The 14,968-nt window shown below is 65.9% G+C and carries 14 protein-coding genes and 1 pseudogene; 9 read left to right on the plus strand and 6 right to left on the minus strand.

What is annotated here, in order from left to right; all coding sequences use genetic code 11:
- Positions 1-3: 3 nt before the first annotated feature.
- Together QP165_RS03575 and QP165_RS03580 are read right to left on the minus strand one after the other, a co-directional pair.
- Positions 4-1,020: a phosphotransferase enzyme family protein gene (locus tag QP165_RS03575; protein ID WP_333993861.1), complete on the minus strand. Its 1,017-nt coding sequence runs from the start codon at positions 1,018-1,020 to the stop codon at positions 4-6.
- A gap of 10 nt (positions 1,021-1,030) precedes the next feature.
- Positions 1,031-1,768: an alpha/beta fold hydrolase gene (locus QP165_RS03580; protein WP_333993863.1), complete on the minus strand. Its 738-nt coding sequence runs from the start codon at positions 1,766-1,768 to the stop codon at positions 1,031-1,033.
- Positions 1,769-1,999: 231 nt separating this feature from the next.
- Between QP165_RS03580 and QP165_RS03585 the strand changes: the two genes are divergently transcribed.
- Entirely contained in the window at positions 2,000-2,920 is a 921-nt protein-coding gene (locus QP165_RS03585) for a LysR family transcriptional regulator (RefSeq protein ID WP_333993864.1), read from the plus strand.
- Between the two features lie 461 nt (positions 2,921-3,381).
- Complete coding sequence (locus QP165_RS03590) at positions 3,382-4,536, plus strand: class I SAM-dependent methyltransferase (RefSeq protein ID WP_333993866.1); 1,155 nt, start codon at positions 3,382-3,384, stop codon at positions 4,534-4,536.
- A gap of 47 nt (positions 4,537-4,583) precedes the next feature.
- Here the strand turns inward: QP165_RS03590 and QP165_RS03595 are convergent, their stop codons facing one another.
- The gene (locus QP165_RS03595; RefSeq protein ID WP_333993868.1) at positions 4,584-5,321 is read right to left on the minus strand and encodes a hypothetical protein; all 738 of its coding nucleotides are present in this window, start codon (positions 5,319-5,321) and stop codon (positions 4,584-4,586) included.
- 230 nt (positions 5,322-5,551) lie between these two features.
- Between QP165_RS03595 and leuC the strand changes: the two genes are divergently transcribed.
- Genes leuC through QP165_RS03610 form a run of 3 tightly spaced genes read left to right on the plus strand, consistent with a single transcriptional unit; the run spans position 5,552 to position 8,212 of the window.
- Positions 5,552-6,955 carry a 3-isopropylmalate dehydratase large subunit gene (leuC, locus tag QP165_RS03600; protein WP_333993869.1) on the plus strand — a complete coding sequence of 468 codons (1,404 nt, stop codon included), beginning with the start codon at positions 5,552-5,554 and terminating at the stop codon, positions 6,953-6,955.
- A 1-nt stretch (position 6,956) separates the two neighbouring features.
- Positions 6,957-7,580 (plus strand): 3-isopropylmalate dehydratase small subunit, encoded by a 624-nt coding sequence (leuD, locus tag QP165_RS03605; protein ID WP_333993871.1) that lies wholly within the window; start codon positions 6,957-6,959, stop codon positions 7,578-7,580.
- A complete protein-coding gene (locus tag QP165_RS03610) occupies positions 7,577-8,212 on the plus strand; it encodes an isochorismatase family protein (protein WP_333993873.1) in 636 nt (211 codons plus the stop codon). Before leuD (QP165_RS03605) ends, QP165_RS03610 begins: the two co-directional genes overlap by 4 nt.
- Here the strand turns inward: QP165_RS03610 and leuD (QP165_RS03615) are convergent.
- From leuD (QP165_RS03615) to QP165_RS03625, 3 genes and pseudogenes are all read right to left on the minus strand, one after another.
- Positions 8,200-8,823, minus strand: coding sequence for a 3-isopropylmalate dehydratase small subunit (leuD, locus tag QP165_RS03615; protein ID WP_333993875.1), 624 nt, complete (start codon positions 8,821-8,823; stop codon positions 8,200-8,202). The two genes, QP165_RS03610 and leuD (QP165_RS03615), sit on opposite strands and share 13 nt — an antisense overlap.
- 3 nt (positions 8,824-8,826) lie before the next feature.
- Positions 8,827-10,200, minus strand: a pseudogene (locus QP165_RS03620) (3-isopropylmalate dehydratase large subunit).
- Positions 10,201-10,242: 42 nt separating this feature from the next.
- On the minus strand, positions 10,243-11,388 hold the full coding sequence (locus QP165_RS03625; protein WP_333993876.1) for a CaiB/BaiF CoA transferase family protein: 1,146 nt from the start codon (positions 11,386-11,388) through the stop codon (positions 10,243-10,245).
- A gap of 106 nt (positions 11,389-11,494) precedes the next feature.
- Between QP165_RS03625 and QP165_RS03630 the strand changes: the two genes are divergently transcribed.
- Genes QP165_RS03630 through QP165_RS03645 form a run of 4 tightly spaced genes read left to right on the plus strand, consistent with a single transcriptional unit; the run spans position 11,495 to position 14,929 of the window.
- A complete protein-coding gene (locus QP165_RS03630) occupies positions 11,495-12,427 on the plus strand; it encodes a hydroxymethylglutaryl-CoA lyase (RefSeq protein ID WP_333993877.1) in 933 nt (310 codons plus the stop codon).
- Positions 12,424-13,107 carry an isochorismatase family protein gene (locus tag QP165_RS03635; protein ID WP_333993878.1) on the plus strand — a complete coding sequence of 228 codons (684 nt, stop codon included), beginning with the start codon at positions 12,424-12,426 and terminating at the stop codon, positions 13,105-13,107. Before QP165_RS03630 ends, QP165_RS03635 begins: the two co-directional genes overlap by 4 nt.
- Entirely contained in the window at positions 13,107-14,015 is a 909-nt protein-coding gene (locus tag QP165_RS03640) for a polysaccharide deacetylase family protein (RefSeq protein WP_333993880.1), read from the plus strand. Before QP165_RS03635 ends, QP165_RS03640 begins: the two co-directional genes overlap by 1 nt.
- Positions 14,012-14,929, plus strand: coding sequence for a polysaccharide deacetylase family protein (locus QP165_RS03645; RefSeq protein WP_333993882.1), 918 nt, complete (start codon positions 14,012-14,014; stop codon positions 14,927-14,929). The genes QP165_RS03640 and QP165_RS03645 overlap by 4 nt, the downstream gene beginning before the upstream one ends.
- Positions 14,930-14,968: the final 39 nt, after the last annotated feature.

Genomic DNA, 14,968 nt, shown 5'->3' on the forward strand with positions numbered 1-14,968 from the left:
CGCTTACAGCAGGCCCAGGGGACGTGCGCGCGACTTGATGTATTCGCCGAGCCAGTCGAGCCCGCGGAAGCGCAGCGTGCCGCGCCCGACGCTCTTCGACGATTCCGCCATGCCGGCGACCAGGCGGAAGGCCTTGGCGAGCAGGAACAGCTCCTTGTTTGCCTTCTCGGCCTCGGTGAACGGACGCACCGTCTCGTAGCCGCGCTCGAACGCCTCGCCATAGCTTGGCGAGAAGCCGTAGAACAGATTGCCCCAGACGTAGTTCTGGACGTCCTGCATCATGTAATCTTCGCCGAGCCCGTCGAAGTCGAGCAGCGTGATCTGCCCGTCCTCCGACACATGGACGTTGCTCGGGTGGAAGTCGCAGTGACAGATGCCCATCGGCACGTCTTCGGCCTGGAGATCGATCAGACGCTGCTTCAGCCGGTCGGCGATGATCGCATAATCATGCAGGTCGTCCGGGCGATCGTAGACGAACGCCAGCAGCGCAGGCACGGTCTCCTCGAAGCGCCACGCATTGTCGGACGAGAACGGTGCGTCGCCGTGATATTTCAGACCGTGCATATGCATTTGCGCGAAGGTCGCGCCGATCCGCTCGGCGATGCCGATGTCGAGCATGTCGCCGAACTTGTGCCCCGGCGCCCAGTCGTACAGCGCGATCGCGCGCTCGCCCTCGGGCAGATCGACCTTGAAGTAGAGATTGCCGTCCTTGGCGCGAACGCCGGTCGAGGCGGCGAAGCCCTCGCCGCGCAGGTAATCGAGGAAATCCAGCTCATAGGCGACCTCGTCGACGTCGCGGTAGGTCTTGCGCCAGACCCGCGCGGCGTATCGCTCGTTGTCGTCCTGGACGAGGTAGACGTCGTTCATGCCGCGGTAGAGCAGGAACGCGGTGACCTTGCCCGACAGCGCGTAGCGGCGCGTCATCTCGGCGGCGATGAAACTTGGGTCGAGCACCGAATGCGAGACGACGGCTTTGACGAGAGGCGTCTCGACGAGCGGCTCCTGGACGACGGTGGCCAATGCTGATCTCCTAGGTGTGCGGACCGTCGAGGAAGCGCCGCAGCGCCTGCCCGATCCGGTCGAGGGATTGGGGTAACTCGAGAATGTCGCGAGGGAAGCGCTCGATCTCGACGATCCGCGCATCGGATACGAGCGCGGCCGCGGCGCGCGATTGCGCGGCGATGTCCTCGGGTGGCTGGAGCAGCAGGAAGGGTTGCCGGATCAGCGGCAGGCGCGCACCATAGTCGTAGCGCCACACGCCCTGATATGCCCAGGACGCCCGGTCAATCGGCGCGAGCTTGTCCGCCCAGAGTTGCGCGGCACGACGGAGCGGCACGCCCGGCGTGCGCTGCGTGACGATGAAATCCCAGAGCGGCGCGGCGAGTGCCAGGGCGCCCGTGCCCGCTTCGTCCAGCGCGTCGGTGGCATCGTGCGCGGCCTGAAGCCGGTCGGCTCGCTCGGCGGCGCTGCGCATGGGAATGCCCGAACAGACGACATGGCGGACAGCAACTGGCGCCGCGAGCGCGAACTCGATCGCGAGCAGCGCGCCGGTATGCACGCCGAAGACATCGCATCCGGTATCGCACGTCAGGCCGAGAAGCGCGGCGGCTTCGACGAGGCATTCGGCATAACCGGTCATCGACAAGGCCGCTGGCGGGGCGTCAGACATGCCATAGCCCGGCGTATCGAACGCGATGACGTGACGATCGGTCGCCATCGCCGCGATCAGCGGCTCATATTCGAACGACGATGCGGGGGTCTGGTGCAACAGCACGAGCGGACGGCGGGACGCCCCGGCACGGCGGCATGTCGGTAGTGGATCTGCCCATAGCGGCCATCGACATAACCCCGGCGGACGCTGGGCACCCCGCCCGCCGCCCGTCTGGCCCCGTCCGGATTGATATCCAGGCTGTCGACATCACCGATCATAGGTTAAACCTGCGGCGGGACGCGGCGACGGTCTATACCTGTTTCCACTATATGGTTATACGCCTTGGGCATGGCCATAGAACTTCGCGCGCTCGAACATTTCGTCAACGTCGCCGAAAGCAGCGGCTTTGCCGCCGCCGCGCGGAAAATGCGCACGAGCCAGCCAAACCTGTCGCGCAGCATCGCCCAGCTCGAAGCGTCGATGGGCGCCAAGCTGTTCGACCGCACGACGCGTGGCACCGCGATCACCGAGGAGGGCCGCCGCCTCCTGCCCCATGCGATATCGATCATCAACGAGATCGCGCGTGCGCAGTCCTTGTTCGAGACGCCGCAGGAAGAAGAGATAGAACAGGTCGGGATCGGGGTTTCGCCCAGCCTGCTCTACCGCGGACTGCCCGCGGCACTCGGCGCGCTGACGCAGCATCCCGACAAGCGCAATATCGTGATCTCGACCGGCACGCTCGAGGAGCTGCTCGAACAGGTCCGCAAGCATGCGGTGCACGCGGCGCTCTGCATCGTGCCCGATTATATGAGCGGACGACGCAGCGACCATGCCGACGTCACCTTTCAGGAACTCGCCGACGAGGAAATGATTCCGGTCGCGCGCAGCGGTCATCCGGTGTTCGCGGGCGAGCGGAGCATGGCAGACCTCAGCGCCTATGACTGGGTGGTGCCGCACCAGATGTCGGTCAGCTATCGCTTCGAGAGCGCATTCTTTCGACGCAACCTGACGGTGCCGGCGCAACGGCTGAACTGTTCCTCGATGCACCTCCTGATGACCGCGATCCTCGACTGGTCGTTGATCGGCATCGTGCCGCGGTTCCTGGTCGAGCGGGAACTTGCCGGGGGAACGCTGCGCGTGCTTGACATGCCAGAGCTTCATTTTCCCTATGCGTTGAGCATGATCACGCTGAAGTCAGCGATCCCGACCCAGGGCGTCGCGGCGGTGCTGCAATCGCTTCGCACGCACATGCAACGCGATCCGAAGTGACGCGTGATGCATTTCCGGTATAGCGATATGTCGAAATTGCGCATTGCAGCGACGGACTAGCCACGCCAGTTTTCCTCCAAGTTTCCAGACCCGGCTAGGCTCGGGCAGTCCGGAGAGAACCGACATGACGACCCCGCTTCCCACGACCCCCAAGGGGTTGGCGACCATTCCCGGCCAGCGGTTGGTGGATGCGCAGACGATGTCGATGATCGTCGCGCTCGCCTCGCAGCAGACGGTGATGCGCGCGAGGATCGACGCGTGCGAGCGGCTCCTGGTCGAGAACGCGGTCCTGGCGCCGGGTGCGATCGATGCGTTCGTTCCCGATGCGACCGCGCAGGCCGAGCGCGACCAACTGCGGCAGCAGAGCATGACCAAGATCTTCCGTGCGCTTCACGAAGCGGGCGAGGCCGACCTTGCCGCCCTCTCCGCCACCAACGCCACCCCCGATCCGAGGATGCAGCATGACCGGCATGAACGAAGGCAGCCCCGCGATGCTCGGCCACCCGATGATCGCGCAGCCCAACCACGACGAACTCGTCGAGCAGATGTTCGTCCGCGACCTGAAGGTGTTCGTCAGCGGTACGCTCGAACCGACGCAGCGGGCGATCGCGCAGAAGCTCGAAGCCGTCGCGCCACTGGCCAATAGCAACAGCCCGGTCGAGGATCTGCGCGACCGGATGATGGGCATCGAGAGCTTCAAGACCTGGATCGGTCTCAAGCGTGAATCGCAGCGGCACCTGTGGTCCGCGGTGGGCGAAAGCGTCGAGCGTCAGAAGGACACCCTTGAGGCACTCGGCCAGATCGCCACGCCGCGCGGTTCGGTCACGCTCGATCCCGATTTCGTCGCGCCGGCCTACATCACCGGTGCCGATATCCATCTGATGCCGGGCGGTAACGCGCTCGACGACGGATCGCTGCTGCAGGGCGCGGTGATGGATCGCGGTGGAGCGGTGTTCATGCTGGGGCGCAACGGCGGCATGCTCAACGACCTGCGCGGACATACCGCGATGGCGCATCTGCCGACCGCCTATCCCGACATGAAGCCGCTGAAGATTCTCGAGATGGGCTGCGGCATCGGCACCAGTGTCGTGCCCGCCGCGACCTGGTTCCCCGACGCGGAGATCCACGGGATCGACGTCGGGGCGTCGATCCTCCGTTATGCGCATGCACGGGCCGAGCATCTCGGTGCGCCGGTCCACTTCTCGCAGCAGAGCGCCGAGCACACCAACTTTGCCGACGGCAGTTTCGACGTCGTGTTCAGTTGTGTCGTATTGCACGAGACATCGCAGGCGGCCGCGTCGAACATCCTCGCCGAATCGCGTCGCCTGCTCCGGCCGGGTGGCGTCGCGATCCATCTCGAAGTGCCGTTGATGAACACGTTCGGCATGATGTGGGAGGAACTGTCCGCCGAGATCGAGGCCGAGTTCAACAACGAACCTTATTGGCGCGGTGCATTGTCGGCGGATTACGGCGCACTGATGGGCGCTGCGGGGTTCAAGGACGTCAAGGTCGGCTACCAATCGACCGCGTTCGCCGGACCGCATTCGCCGCTCAAGTTCGGCGATACGTCCGATGGCGTGTTCCGGTCGTGGTTCGTGACCTCCGGCACGGCCTGAGCGGCCTGCGGATCGACCGTCATCGCACCGCTGCGATGACGGTCGGTCTAGGGCAGCGTCGTCACGGACGTGAGCTCATAGACGGTCGGAACCTGATCCCAGCGCATGCGCAGGAAGGTGAAATCGGAGTCGCGCACCCATAGATCGGCAGCCGGCCAGTCGTCACGCCAGCGGATCGCATAGCGGCGCGCCACGAAGTCCCCCGCGACGACGGATATCGCCTCCCGGCCGAGATAGGCGACATCGATGCGCAGTGGCACCGCCCCACAGGCTTCGTCGCCGTTCGGAGACACCGAATTGGTGACGGCCGCTATGCCGATGAACCGTCCGGGGTCCTCGGTACCACGGATCGCCGCGATCAGGGCGTCGCCCTGCAGCGGGTGAAGCCCGAGATAGGGGATGCGGGTCGGCGTGGGCAACGTCACGTGGCTGGCACGGGTGCCGACCCGGGCGGCCATGCGGACGCTGTCGTCGTCGACGTCGAACCACATCGTCGCATACGGGACCCCGGCCTTGACGATCCGGCAAAACCCGTCGCGCGCGCGCCAGTCCGCGTCCATCGCGAGCGTCACGTCGCGCAGCAAGGCCTCGTCGTCGATCTCGCACACCGCGCGCAGGACGTGGCCGTCCGCATGATGCAGGATCTCGAACCGCTCGCGCCCGGTGTCCCGCCCATCAGTGAGATATCCGATCGTCCCGGTCACGCCGCCGGTGACGACGCGTGCCCCCATCCCCGCCGCGAGACCGCCCGGCATATCGTCTGATCCGGGTGCACGCCGTTCCATCGCAACTCTCCCCGCGCATCTGGCGCAGGACGGTTTAGGCGCGCGCGCCACGACCACGGCGCGGCGACGCCGCAGTGTCCACGGTGCGACCAGGATGTCGGGTGCTGTCGTTGACCCATCGAGCGTCGGGCGATGATTGCTCGGCGGATCGACGGACACCTCTGATCGCCACACGGATACCCCGTGGTCAGGACGGGCGAAGACCGTGCCTATCGCCTATCGTCCCGCCCATGCCGACGACCCTGTATCAGAAATTGTGGGATGCCCATGTCGTCGTCGACCTGCCGGGCGACGATGCGCTGCTGTATATCGATCGTCACCTCGTCCACGAGGTCAGCAGCCCGCAGGCGTTCCAGTCGCTGCGCGATGCGGGGCGGCGACTGCGGCGTCCGAAGACGCATCTTGCCGTCGCCGACCATGCCGTACCGACCAGCGCGCGCGGCACGCGCATTGCCGACCCGCAGGCCGCCGCACAGGTCGATGAGCTCGAAGCCAACGCCGCCGCCTTTGCGGTACCATATCGGGCGCTCGAGGGCGATGGACAGGGGATCGTCCACGTCATCGGTCCCGAGACGGGGTTCACGCTGCCCGGCATCACGATGGTCTGTGGCGACAGCCATACGACCACGCACGGCGCGTTCGGCGCGCTCGCGTTCGGGATCGGTGCCAGCGAATGCGGGACGGTCATGGCCGCGCAGTGCCTGAAACAAACACGCGCCAAGACGATGCGCGTCGACCTGATCGGCACGCTGTCGCCGTTCGTCTCCGCCAAGGACGTCGCGCTTGCCTTCATCGCCAAGGTCGGTGCGTTGGGTGCAGCGGGTCACGCGGTCGAATATGCCGGCCCGGCGGTCGCCGCCATGTCGATGGCCGCGCGCATGACGCTGTGCAACATGACGATCGAAGCCGGCGGCCGGATCGGCCTGATCGGACCCGATGATACGACCTTCGCCTATCTTAAGGGGCGCGAGATGGCACCGGCCGGCACAATGTGGACGCGGGCGGTCGAGTACTGGCGCACGCTTCGCTCCGATAGGGATGCGGCGTTCGACACGATCGTGACGATCGACCTGTCGGACATCGCCCCGCATGTCAGCTGGGGCACCAGCCCCGAGGATTGCGCGCCCGTGACCGAAAGCGTGCCCGATCCCGCGACGATCGCCGATCCCGGGGTGCGCCGCCGCGTGGAAAAGGCGCTCGCCTATATGGGCTTAGCGGGCGGAACGCCGCTGGATACCATCGTCATCGACCGTGTGTTCATCGGGTCCTGTACCAACGGCCGCATCGAGGATCTTAGATCGGCGGCGGATGTCGTCGCAGGCCGGCGCATTGCACCAGGGGTCAGCGGCATCGTCGTTCCCGGATCGACCGCGACCAAGCATCAGGCCGAGGCCGAAGGGCTCGACGCGATCTTTCGAGCGGCCGGGTTCGAATGGCGACATGCCGGTTGTTCGATGTGCGTCGCGATGAACGACGACCGCCTCGCGCCCGGCGAGCGCAGTGCCTCAACCTCCAATCGCAATTTCGAAGGGCGCCAGGGCCCCGGAGGCCGCACGCACCTGATGAGTCCTGCTATGGCAGCAGCGGCGGGGATCGTCGGGCACCTCGTCGATGTCCGCGAGCTGGGAGCCTGACATGCAGCCCTTTACCCGCCTTTGCGGAACCGCCGCCGCGTTGCTCGAAGAGAATATCGACACCGACATCATCTTTCCCGCGCGTTTTCTGCTGATCACCGACCGGCACGGGCTCGGCCGTTATGCGTTCCACGACCGGCGCTTCGATACGCAGGGTGAAGAAATCGCATCGTTCGTAATGAACCAAATGCCGTGGCGAGATGCTCCGATCCTGATTACGGGTGCGAACTTCGGTTCCGGGTCGAGCCGCGAACAGGCGGTCTGGGCGCTGCTCGGCCAAGGCATCCGCTGCGTCGTCGCAGAAAGCTTCGGCGAGATCTTCTACGGCAACTGCTTCCGCAACGGGGTGCTGCCGATCGTCCTGAGCCTCGCAACGATCGCAGCGCTGGCCGCCGCAGCACAAAGTGGACAGCCGTTCATCATCGACCTGGAGACGCAGACGATCCGCGTCGGCGACGCGCCACCCCTCGCATTCGAGATCGCCGCGCAACACCGACTCGCGCTGCTCAACGGGTGGGACGAGACCGACATGATCCTGAACGCGCGTGGCGACGCCATCGCGGCTTTCGAGGACCGCCACAGACGTATCCAGCCCTGGCTGTTCGAGACGGAAGAACCATCATGAGCGACGATCTGACCGCCAATTATGCAGGCGTCTACGGCACCAAAGTCGGCTTCGGATGCCGCCCTGCGCTGCTGATGATCGATTTCTGCCAAGGCTATTTCGACCCGGCCTGCGACCTGTACTCGGGCGTCGAGGACGCGCTGGCCTCTGCGCTCCGGGTACGCGCGGCGGCACGGGCGGCGGGGGTTCCAGTGATACTGACCAACGTCGTCTATCATCCCAGCGCGATCGATGGCGGCCGCTTCTACGAAAAGGCCGCACCGCTCCGTCACTTCCTGAAGGGCAATCCGATGGGTGCATGGCCCGAGGGGCTGACGCCCGAGCCGGACGAGCTCGTCATCTCGAAGCAATATCCGAGCGCGTTTTTCGGCACCTCGCTCGCGTCGACGCTGACCGCGATGGGGATCGACAGCGTGCTACTGACCGGCCTGACGACGAGCGGCTGTATTCGCGCGAGCTGCGTCGATGCGATGTCGCATGCGTTCCGCACGACCGTCGTCGCCGACGCGTGCGGCGATCGTCATGCCGCGCCGCACGAAGCGAACCTGTTCGACATGAACGCCAAATATGCCGATGTCGTCGGCGAGGATGATGTCGTGGCATTCCTCGGCGGGCTTGCTCAGCCGAGGTAGACCCAGCCGCGGCGCACCCGATCGTTGGCGACGAAGCCGTCGATCTCGGCGCGGCGCTTCAGCGTCAGGTCGATCGCATCGAGCCCGTCCAGCAGCATCTCCTTCGCCTCGTCCGCGATCGGGAAGGCGTGGGCGGTACCGTCCGGACCGGTCAGGATTTGCGTCGGCAAATCGACGGTGATGCGCAATCCCTGCGGATCCGGCGCGAGCGCGGTCGCCAGCGACGCTATCGCCCCTGGCTCGAGCGTGACGGGCACGATGCCGTTGCGGATGCAATTACCCTGGAAGATCGGGTTGAACGACGACGCGACGATCACCCGGATGCCGTATTCCGCAAGCGCCCACGCGGCGTGTTCGCGACTGGAGCCGCAGCCGAAATTTGCGCCGCCCAGGATGATCCGGGTGTCCGCATAGGCGGGCTGGTTCAGGACGAAGCTGGGATCAAGATCGCGCGTGCCGATCCCGACATAGCGCCAGCCCGCGAACAGCCCATCAGCCAGGCCGGTCTTCGACACCGACCGCATCTCACGCGAGGGAATGATCGCGTCCGTGTCGATATCGTCGCGCAGCAGCGGCGCGGCGACGGCGGTCAGGCGGGTAAAGGGTTCCATCGCTCAACGCTCCAACACACGGGGGTCGGCGATCCGGCCCGCGATCGCGCTGGCGGCCACCGTCTCCGGACTGGCGAGATGCGAGCGGGTTTCGGGACCTTGCCGGCTTTCGAAATTGCGGTTGGTCGACGTCACGACCCGCTCGCGTGCGCCGAAGCTCTCGCCGCCTGCGAAGAAGCACATCGAGCAGCCGGACTCGCGCCACTCGAAACCGGCGGCGCGAAAGATCCGGTCGAGCCCCTCGGCTTCGGCGGCATACTTGACCGCGGTCGAGCCGGGGACGCAGATCGCGCGCACGCCATCTGCTACCTTGCGCCCGTCGAGCAACGCGGCGGCGCGGCGCAGGTCCGACAGGCGGCTGTTCGTGCAGGAACCGATAAAGGCGGCGTCGATCGGCAGACCCAGCAGCACGTCACCGGCCGCCAAACCCATATAGGCAAGCGCGCGGGCTGGCGCGTCGGCGGGCACCCTGCCGTCGAGCGCTACCGAGATCCTGCGGGCTGATCCCCCAGCTTATCGTCGGCGCGACCTGAGTGGCATCGATCGCGATCTCCGCGTCGAACACCGCGTCGGCATCGGTGGCGAGCGTTCGCCAATAGGCGACGGCGTCGTCCCAGGCGGCGTCGCCGGGCGCGTGCGGACGGCCCTTCAGATAGCCAAAGACCATGTCGTCGGCAGCGATGATCGCCGTGAAGGCGGAGAATTCGGTTGCCATGTTACACAGCGTCATGCGCGCCTCGACGTCGAGCGCGCGGACCGTGTCGCCGGCATATTCGACGACATGCCCTTGCCCCCACTCGACCCGTGCTTCGCCAGGATGTGAAGCGCGAGATCCTTGGCGGTCACGCCGCGCCCCAGTTCGCCCGAGATCGTAACGCGCATCGTCTTGGGCTTCAGCACGCGGAGAGTCCGGGTGGCGAGCGCATGTTCGGCCTCGGTCGAGCCGATGCCCCACGCCAACGCGCCGAGCGCGCCTTGCGTGCAGGTGTGGCTGTCGGGGCAGACGAGCGTCGCACCGGGCAGGACGATAGCCTGTTCGGGGCTGATGACGTGAACGATCCCCTGCCCCGGATCGCCGATGTCGAATAGTGTGATGCCGGCCGCGTTGGCTTCGGCGCGAGTGACGCGGATGAAGTCGGTGCCGGTCGGCATGATCGTGCGATCCGTCCGGCCGGGCAGCGTGTCGACGACGTGATCCATCGTCGCGAAAACCTGCCGTGGGGCCGCGACCTGGCGGCCGGCTTCCGCAAGGCTTTGCAGTGCGATGCCGCCGGTGCGTTCGTGGAGGAGGACGCGGTCGATCAGGATCAACCCACCATCCGCGAGCGGCGCGACCGCGTGATCGCGCCAGATCTTCTCGAAGATCGTCAGGCCCATCGTCAGGCCACCGCGCCGGACGTGAACAACGCGTCGATGGTGTCATTCGACATGCCTGCGTCCAGGAGTAGCGCGCGCGAGATCGGCACCGGGGTCGCCAAGGTCGTGGCGGACGCCGAAGCGTTCGCCGTCGACCTCGATCGGCAGCGCGGGAAGGCGAGCCGGCGTCCCATCCGGCAGGTGCAGATCGACCAGGCCGCCTTGCGCATTAAGGTGGAGGTCGTCGAACAGATCCTCGGGCCGGGCGATCGGCGCGACCGGCAGGCCGACCGCCTCGCACTTCGCGAGCAGCACGTCGCGGTCGATGTCGGCGAACATCGCACGGATTCGCGGCAGGATGCGGTCGCGCGCAAGCACGCGGTCGTTGTTGAGCGCCAGCGTCTCGTCGCTTGCGAAATCGTCGAGCGCGAATGCGGTGCAGAACGCGACCCATTGCTGGTCGCTGACGACGCCGACGAAGATCTGGCCCTCGCCGGCGGTCGCGAACACGTCGTAGATCGCCCATGCCGAGACGCGCGCGGGCATCGGTGCGGCCGCGGTGCCGGTAACCGCCTTCTGCGCCATGTGCTGGCCGACGAGGAAGGCCGTGGTCTCGAACAGCGAGCATTTCACCTGGCCGCCCGCGCCGGTGCGGTGGCGGCGTTCGAGCAGGCCGAGGATGCCGATCACGCCGAACATCCCGCCGGTGACGTCGATCACCGATGCCCCCGCGCGGAGCGGTCGTCCGGGCGGTCCCGTCATGTAGGCGAGCCCGCCCATCATCTGTGCGACTTCGTCGAGTGCTGTGCGGTTCTCGTACGGACCCGCAAGGAAGCCCTTTGCCGAGCAATAGATCAGACCGGGATTGTCCGCCGACAGGGCGTCGTAGCCGAGTCCGAGCCGATCGAGCGCGCCAGGCCGGAAATTCTCGACGACGATGTCCGCGGCCGCCGCCAGCGCACGAGCGGCCGCGATACCGCCGTCGGACTTGAGGTCGAGGCAGACGCTGCGTTTGTTGCGGTTATACATCGGGTAATAGCCTGCGCCCGAGCCGAGCAGCCGGCGTGTGCGGTCGCCGCCGATCGGCTCGACGCGGATCACGTCGGCGCCCATGTCGCCGAGGATCAGCCCGGTCGACGGGCCCATCACCATGTGGGTGAACTCGACGACCTTGAGGCCCGCCAGCGGCAGCCCGCTGAGCGGGGACATTTCCGTATCCGACATCCGGTCACTTTCTCCTGATCCGTCGCCACCCTGCCGCGCCCGCGTCATCGCTGGCCACCACGCTGAGACGACTATCCGAGGACCGGAAAAAATGACCGATATCGATATAGTGGTAAGCGAAGTCGGCCCGCGGGACGGCTTGCAGAGTATCACCCGCGTCATGCCGACCGCGGCGAAGAAGGCATGGATCACGGCCGAAGCGGCAGCGGGGCTGCTCGAGATCGAGGTTGGCAGCTTCGTGCCGGCGAAACTTCTGCCGCAACTCGCCGACACTGCCGAGATCGTCGCGCACGCCCGCACCATTCCAGGCTTGACGGTCGCGGTCCTCGTGCCGAATGCCAAGGGCGCGGCTGCGGCGATCGCGGCGGGTGCGCACAAGATCACGCTGCCGCTATCGGTCAGCGAGACGCACAGCCTGGCAAATCTTCGGCGGACGCACGCGCAGGTGCTGGCCGAGGCGGAAACGATTGCGGACATGATCAAGGCCGTGCCCAACGGCGAGCGCCCGCATTTCGAGGGATCGCTGTCGACCGTGTTCGGCTGCACGCTGGAGGGGACCATCCCCGATGCGCAAATCGCGCGGCTGGCGGAGGGACTGATGGTGGCTGGGTGTGACGAGGTCGGGCTGTCGGATACGACCGGCTACGCCAACCCTTCCGCGGTCAAACGACTGATCGCGCTGGTGAAGTCGGCGGCCGGCGATGACGCGCTGACCGGAATCCACCTGCATAATACACGCGGGCTTGGCCTCGCGAACGCGCTGATGGCGCTGGAATGTGGACTGACGACGCTGGATTCGTCGCTCGGCGGACTTGGCGGGTGCCCGTTCGCGCCAGGCGCGTCAGGCAACATCGTCACCGAGGACTTGTGCTTCATGCTCGCCGCGATGGGCCTGCGGACCGGGATCGACCTCGACGCACTGGTCGCTGTGCGGTCAATCCTATCCGATGCTTTGCCGGGTGAGCCGCTGTTCGGCTTCCTTCCCGACGCGGGTCTTCCGCTCGGCTGGAAGGACGCGGCATGACGCTTATCGGCACGAAGATGATCCGCGAGGACAAGACCGCGCGAGAGCTGTTCGAGGCGGTCATGGCCAATCCGACGCGCGCAAAGTTCGGGTTCGGCGAGAAGCTGGCGATCGTGAACATCGATTTCCAAAACGCCTATACCCGGATCGAAGAGTTCAAGACCGCATACGAGACCGACCCGCGCCAGATCGAATACGCCAACACGATCTCGCGCCTCGCCCGTGCAAAGGACATGCCGGTCGTGTGGACGCACGTCGCCTATATGGACGACGCCAGCGATGCAGGCGTGTGGGGCACGCGCACCGATACGCCGGACAGCTTGCAGAACATCAAATACGGCTCGCGCCGGCATGCGTTCGATGATCGCTGCGAGATCGATCACGTGAAGGATGCGGTCTACACCAAGCGGATGCCGTCGCCGTTCTTCGAGACGCCGCTGCAAAGCCTGCTGGTCTGGCACAAGGTCGACACCGTGGTCATCACCGGCGGTTCCACTTCAGGCTGCGTCCGCGCCGCGGCGGTCGACAGCCTCAGCCGTGGCTACCGGACGATCGTGCCGATCGAGACGTGCGCCGACAAGCACGAGAGCTATCACTTCGCGAACCTGACCGATCTCCAGCTAAAATATGCGGACGTCGAGCCGGTGCAAACCGTGATCGACTGGCTGGAGGCAAGGTAATGCAGGAAGGCGCTGCCGATCCCGGCCTGTACGACTTCAGCCCCTATCGCGACCGGAAACCGATCGTCTGGCCGGGCAACAAAAAGGTCGCGGTGTGGGTGTCGCCCAACCTCGAATATTACGAGATCGACCCGCCCGCCAATCCGCATCGGAAAAGCTGGGCGAATCCGCATCCCGACGTGGTCAGCTACAGTCACCGCGACCACGCCAACCGCGTCGGCCATTGGCGAATGGCGGAGGTGATGAGCAAGCACGGCTTTCCCGGCTCCGTCTCGCTCTCGGTCGCCTTGTGCCAGCACCACCCGGAGGTCGTCGCGGACGGCGCGGCGCGCGGCTGGGAGTTCTTCAGCCACGGCATCTACAACACGCGCTACAGCTACGGCATGGACGAGGCGCAGGAGCGCGCGATCATAGAGGATTCGATCCGCACGGTGCGCGAGGCGACCGGCCAGACGATCCGCGGCTGGCTCGCGCCAGCGCTGACGCACACGCCGCGCACGCTCGACCTGATCGCGGAATACGGCCTCGACTACACCTGCGACCTGTATCACGACGACCAGCCGATGCCGGTGAAGACGGCGAGCGGCAACTTGATCTCGATGCCGTACAGCCTCGAGGTCAACGACCATTACGGCTTCTTCATCTACAACATGTCGCCGCGTGAATACGCGAACACGCTGATCCGCCAGTATGAACGGCTCGCCGACGAAGCCGAGAGGGATGGCGGCGCAGGCGGCACGGTGATGTGCATCCCGCTCCACTCCTACCTGATCGGCCAGCCGCATCGGATCGGTGCGTTCGAGAAGGTATTGCGCCATATTGCCGCCGATGGTCGGGCGTGGATCACCCGCGCCGGCGACATCGCCGACGCGTACCGGAATCAGATTGGTCGGGAGCAGATCGCATGAGTCTCGACCCGACCTATCTCGACTATGCCAAGCGTCGCCTCGGCTACGACCACGATCTCTATCCGTACGACATGCTGCCCAAGCGCGCGCCTATCGCCTGGCCGGACGGCAAGACGGTCGCCACATGGATCGTCGTCAGCCTGGAGTGGTTCCCGATCACGCCAGAGGACAAACCGTTCCGCGCGCCCGGCCACATGCAGACCGCCTATCCCGATTACCGTCACTACACCGCACGCGAATATGGCACCCGCGTCGGCTTCTATCGCCTGCTCGATGCCTTCGCGAAGGCCGGCGTGCGGGTATCGGTTGCGGCGAACAGCGCGATCGCCGAACGCTATCCCTCGATCATCCGCGACATCGTTGCGGCCGGGCACGAGATCATCGCGCATTCGACCGACATGAATGGCACGATCGCCAGCGGTCTGCCGTTGGAAGAGGAACGTGCGCTGATCGCGTCGTCGCTCGACACGTTTGAGCGCGTCGCCGGCTTCCGCCCGCGCGGCTGGCACTCGATCGCCCGGTCACAGAGCTTCAATACCGTGCCACTGCTGAAGGACCTCGGCGTCGATTATTGCGTCGACTGGGCAAACGACGAGCTGCCCTGGATGTTCGCGAACGGGCTGGTCAACGTGCCGCTCAACCACGAACTGTCCGACCGGCAGATCCTGAACGTCCAGCAGCAGTCGGTCGACAGCTATGCCGAACAGATCCTCGACGCGTACGACTGGCTCAGCGCGGAGGCTGCGGTACAGGGCAGCGGCCGGCTGCTCCCGTTGCACCTGACGCCGTACATCATAGGATTGCCCTACCGCATGGACGCGTTCGAAGCGCTGCTTGGTGAGCTGGCGGGGCGACCACAAACATGGTTCGCAACCGGCGGCAACGTGTTCGACCGGTATATCGCGCAAGGCTGACAGACATTGCTCTCCCGCGGAAACGGGAGAGCAACGCCG

This window comes from Sphingomonas sp. 22R3R2A-7 (genome assembly GCF_036856055.1).
Lineage (GTDB): Bacteria > Pseudomonadota > Alphaproteobacteria > Sphingomonadales > Sphingomonadaceae > Sphingomonas.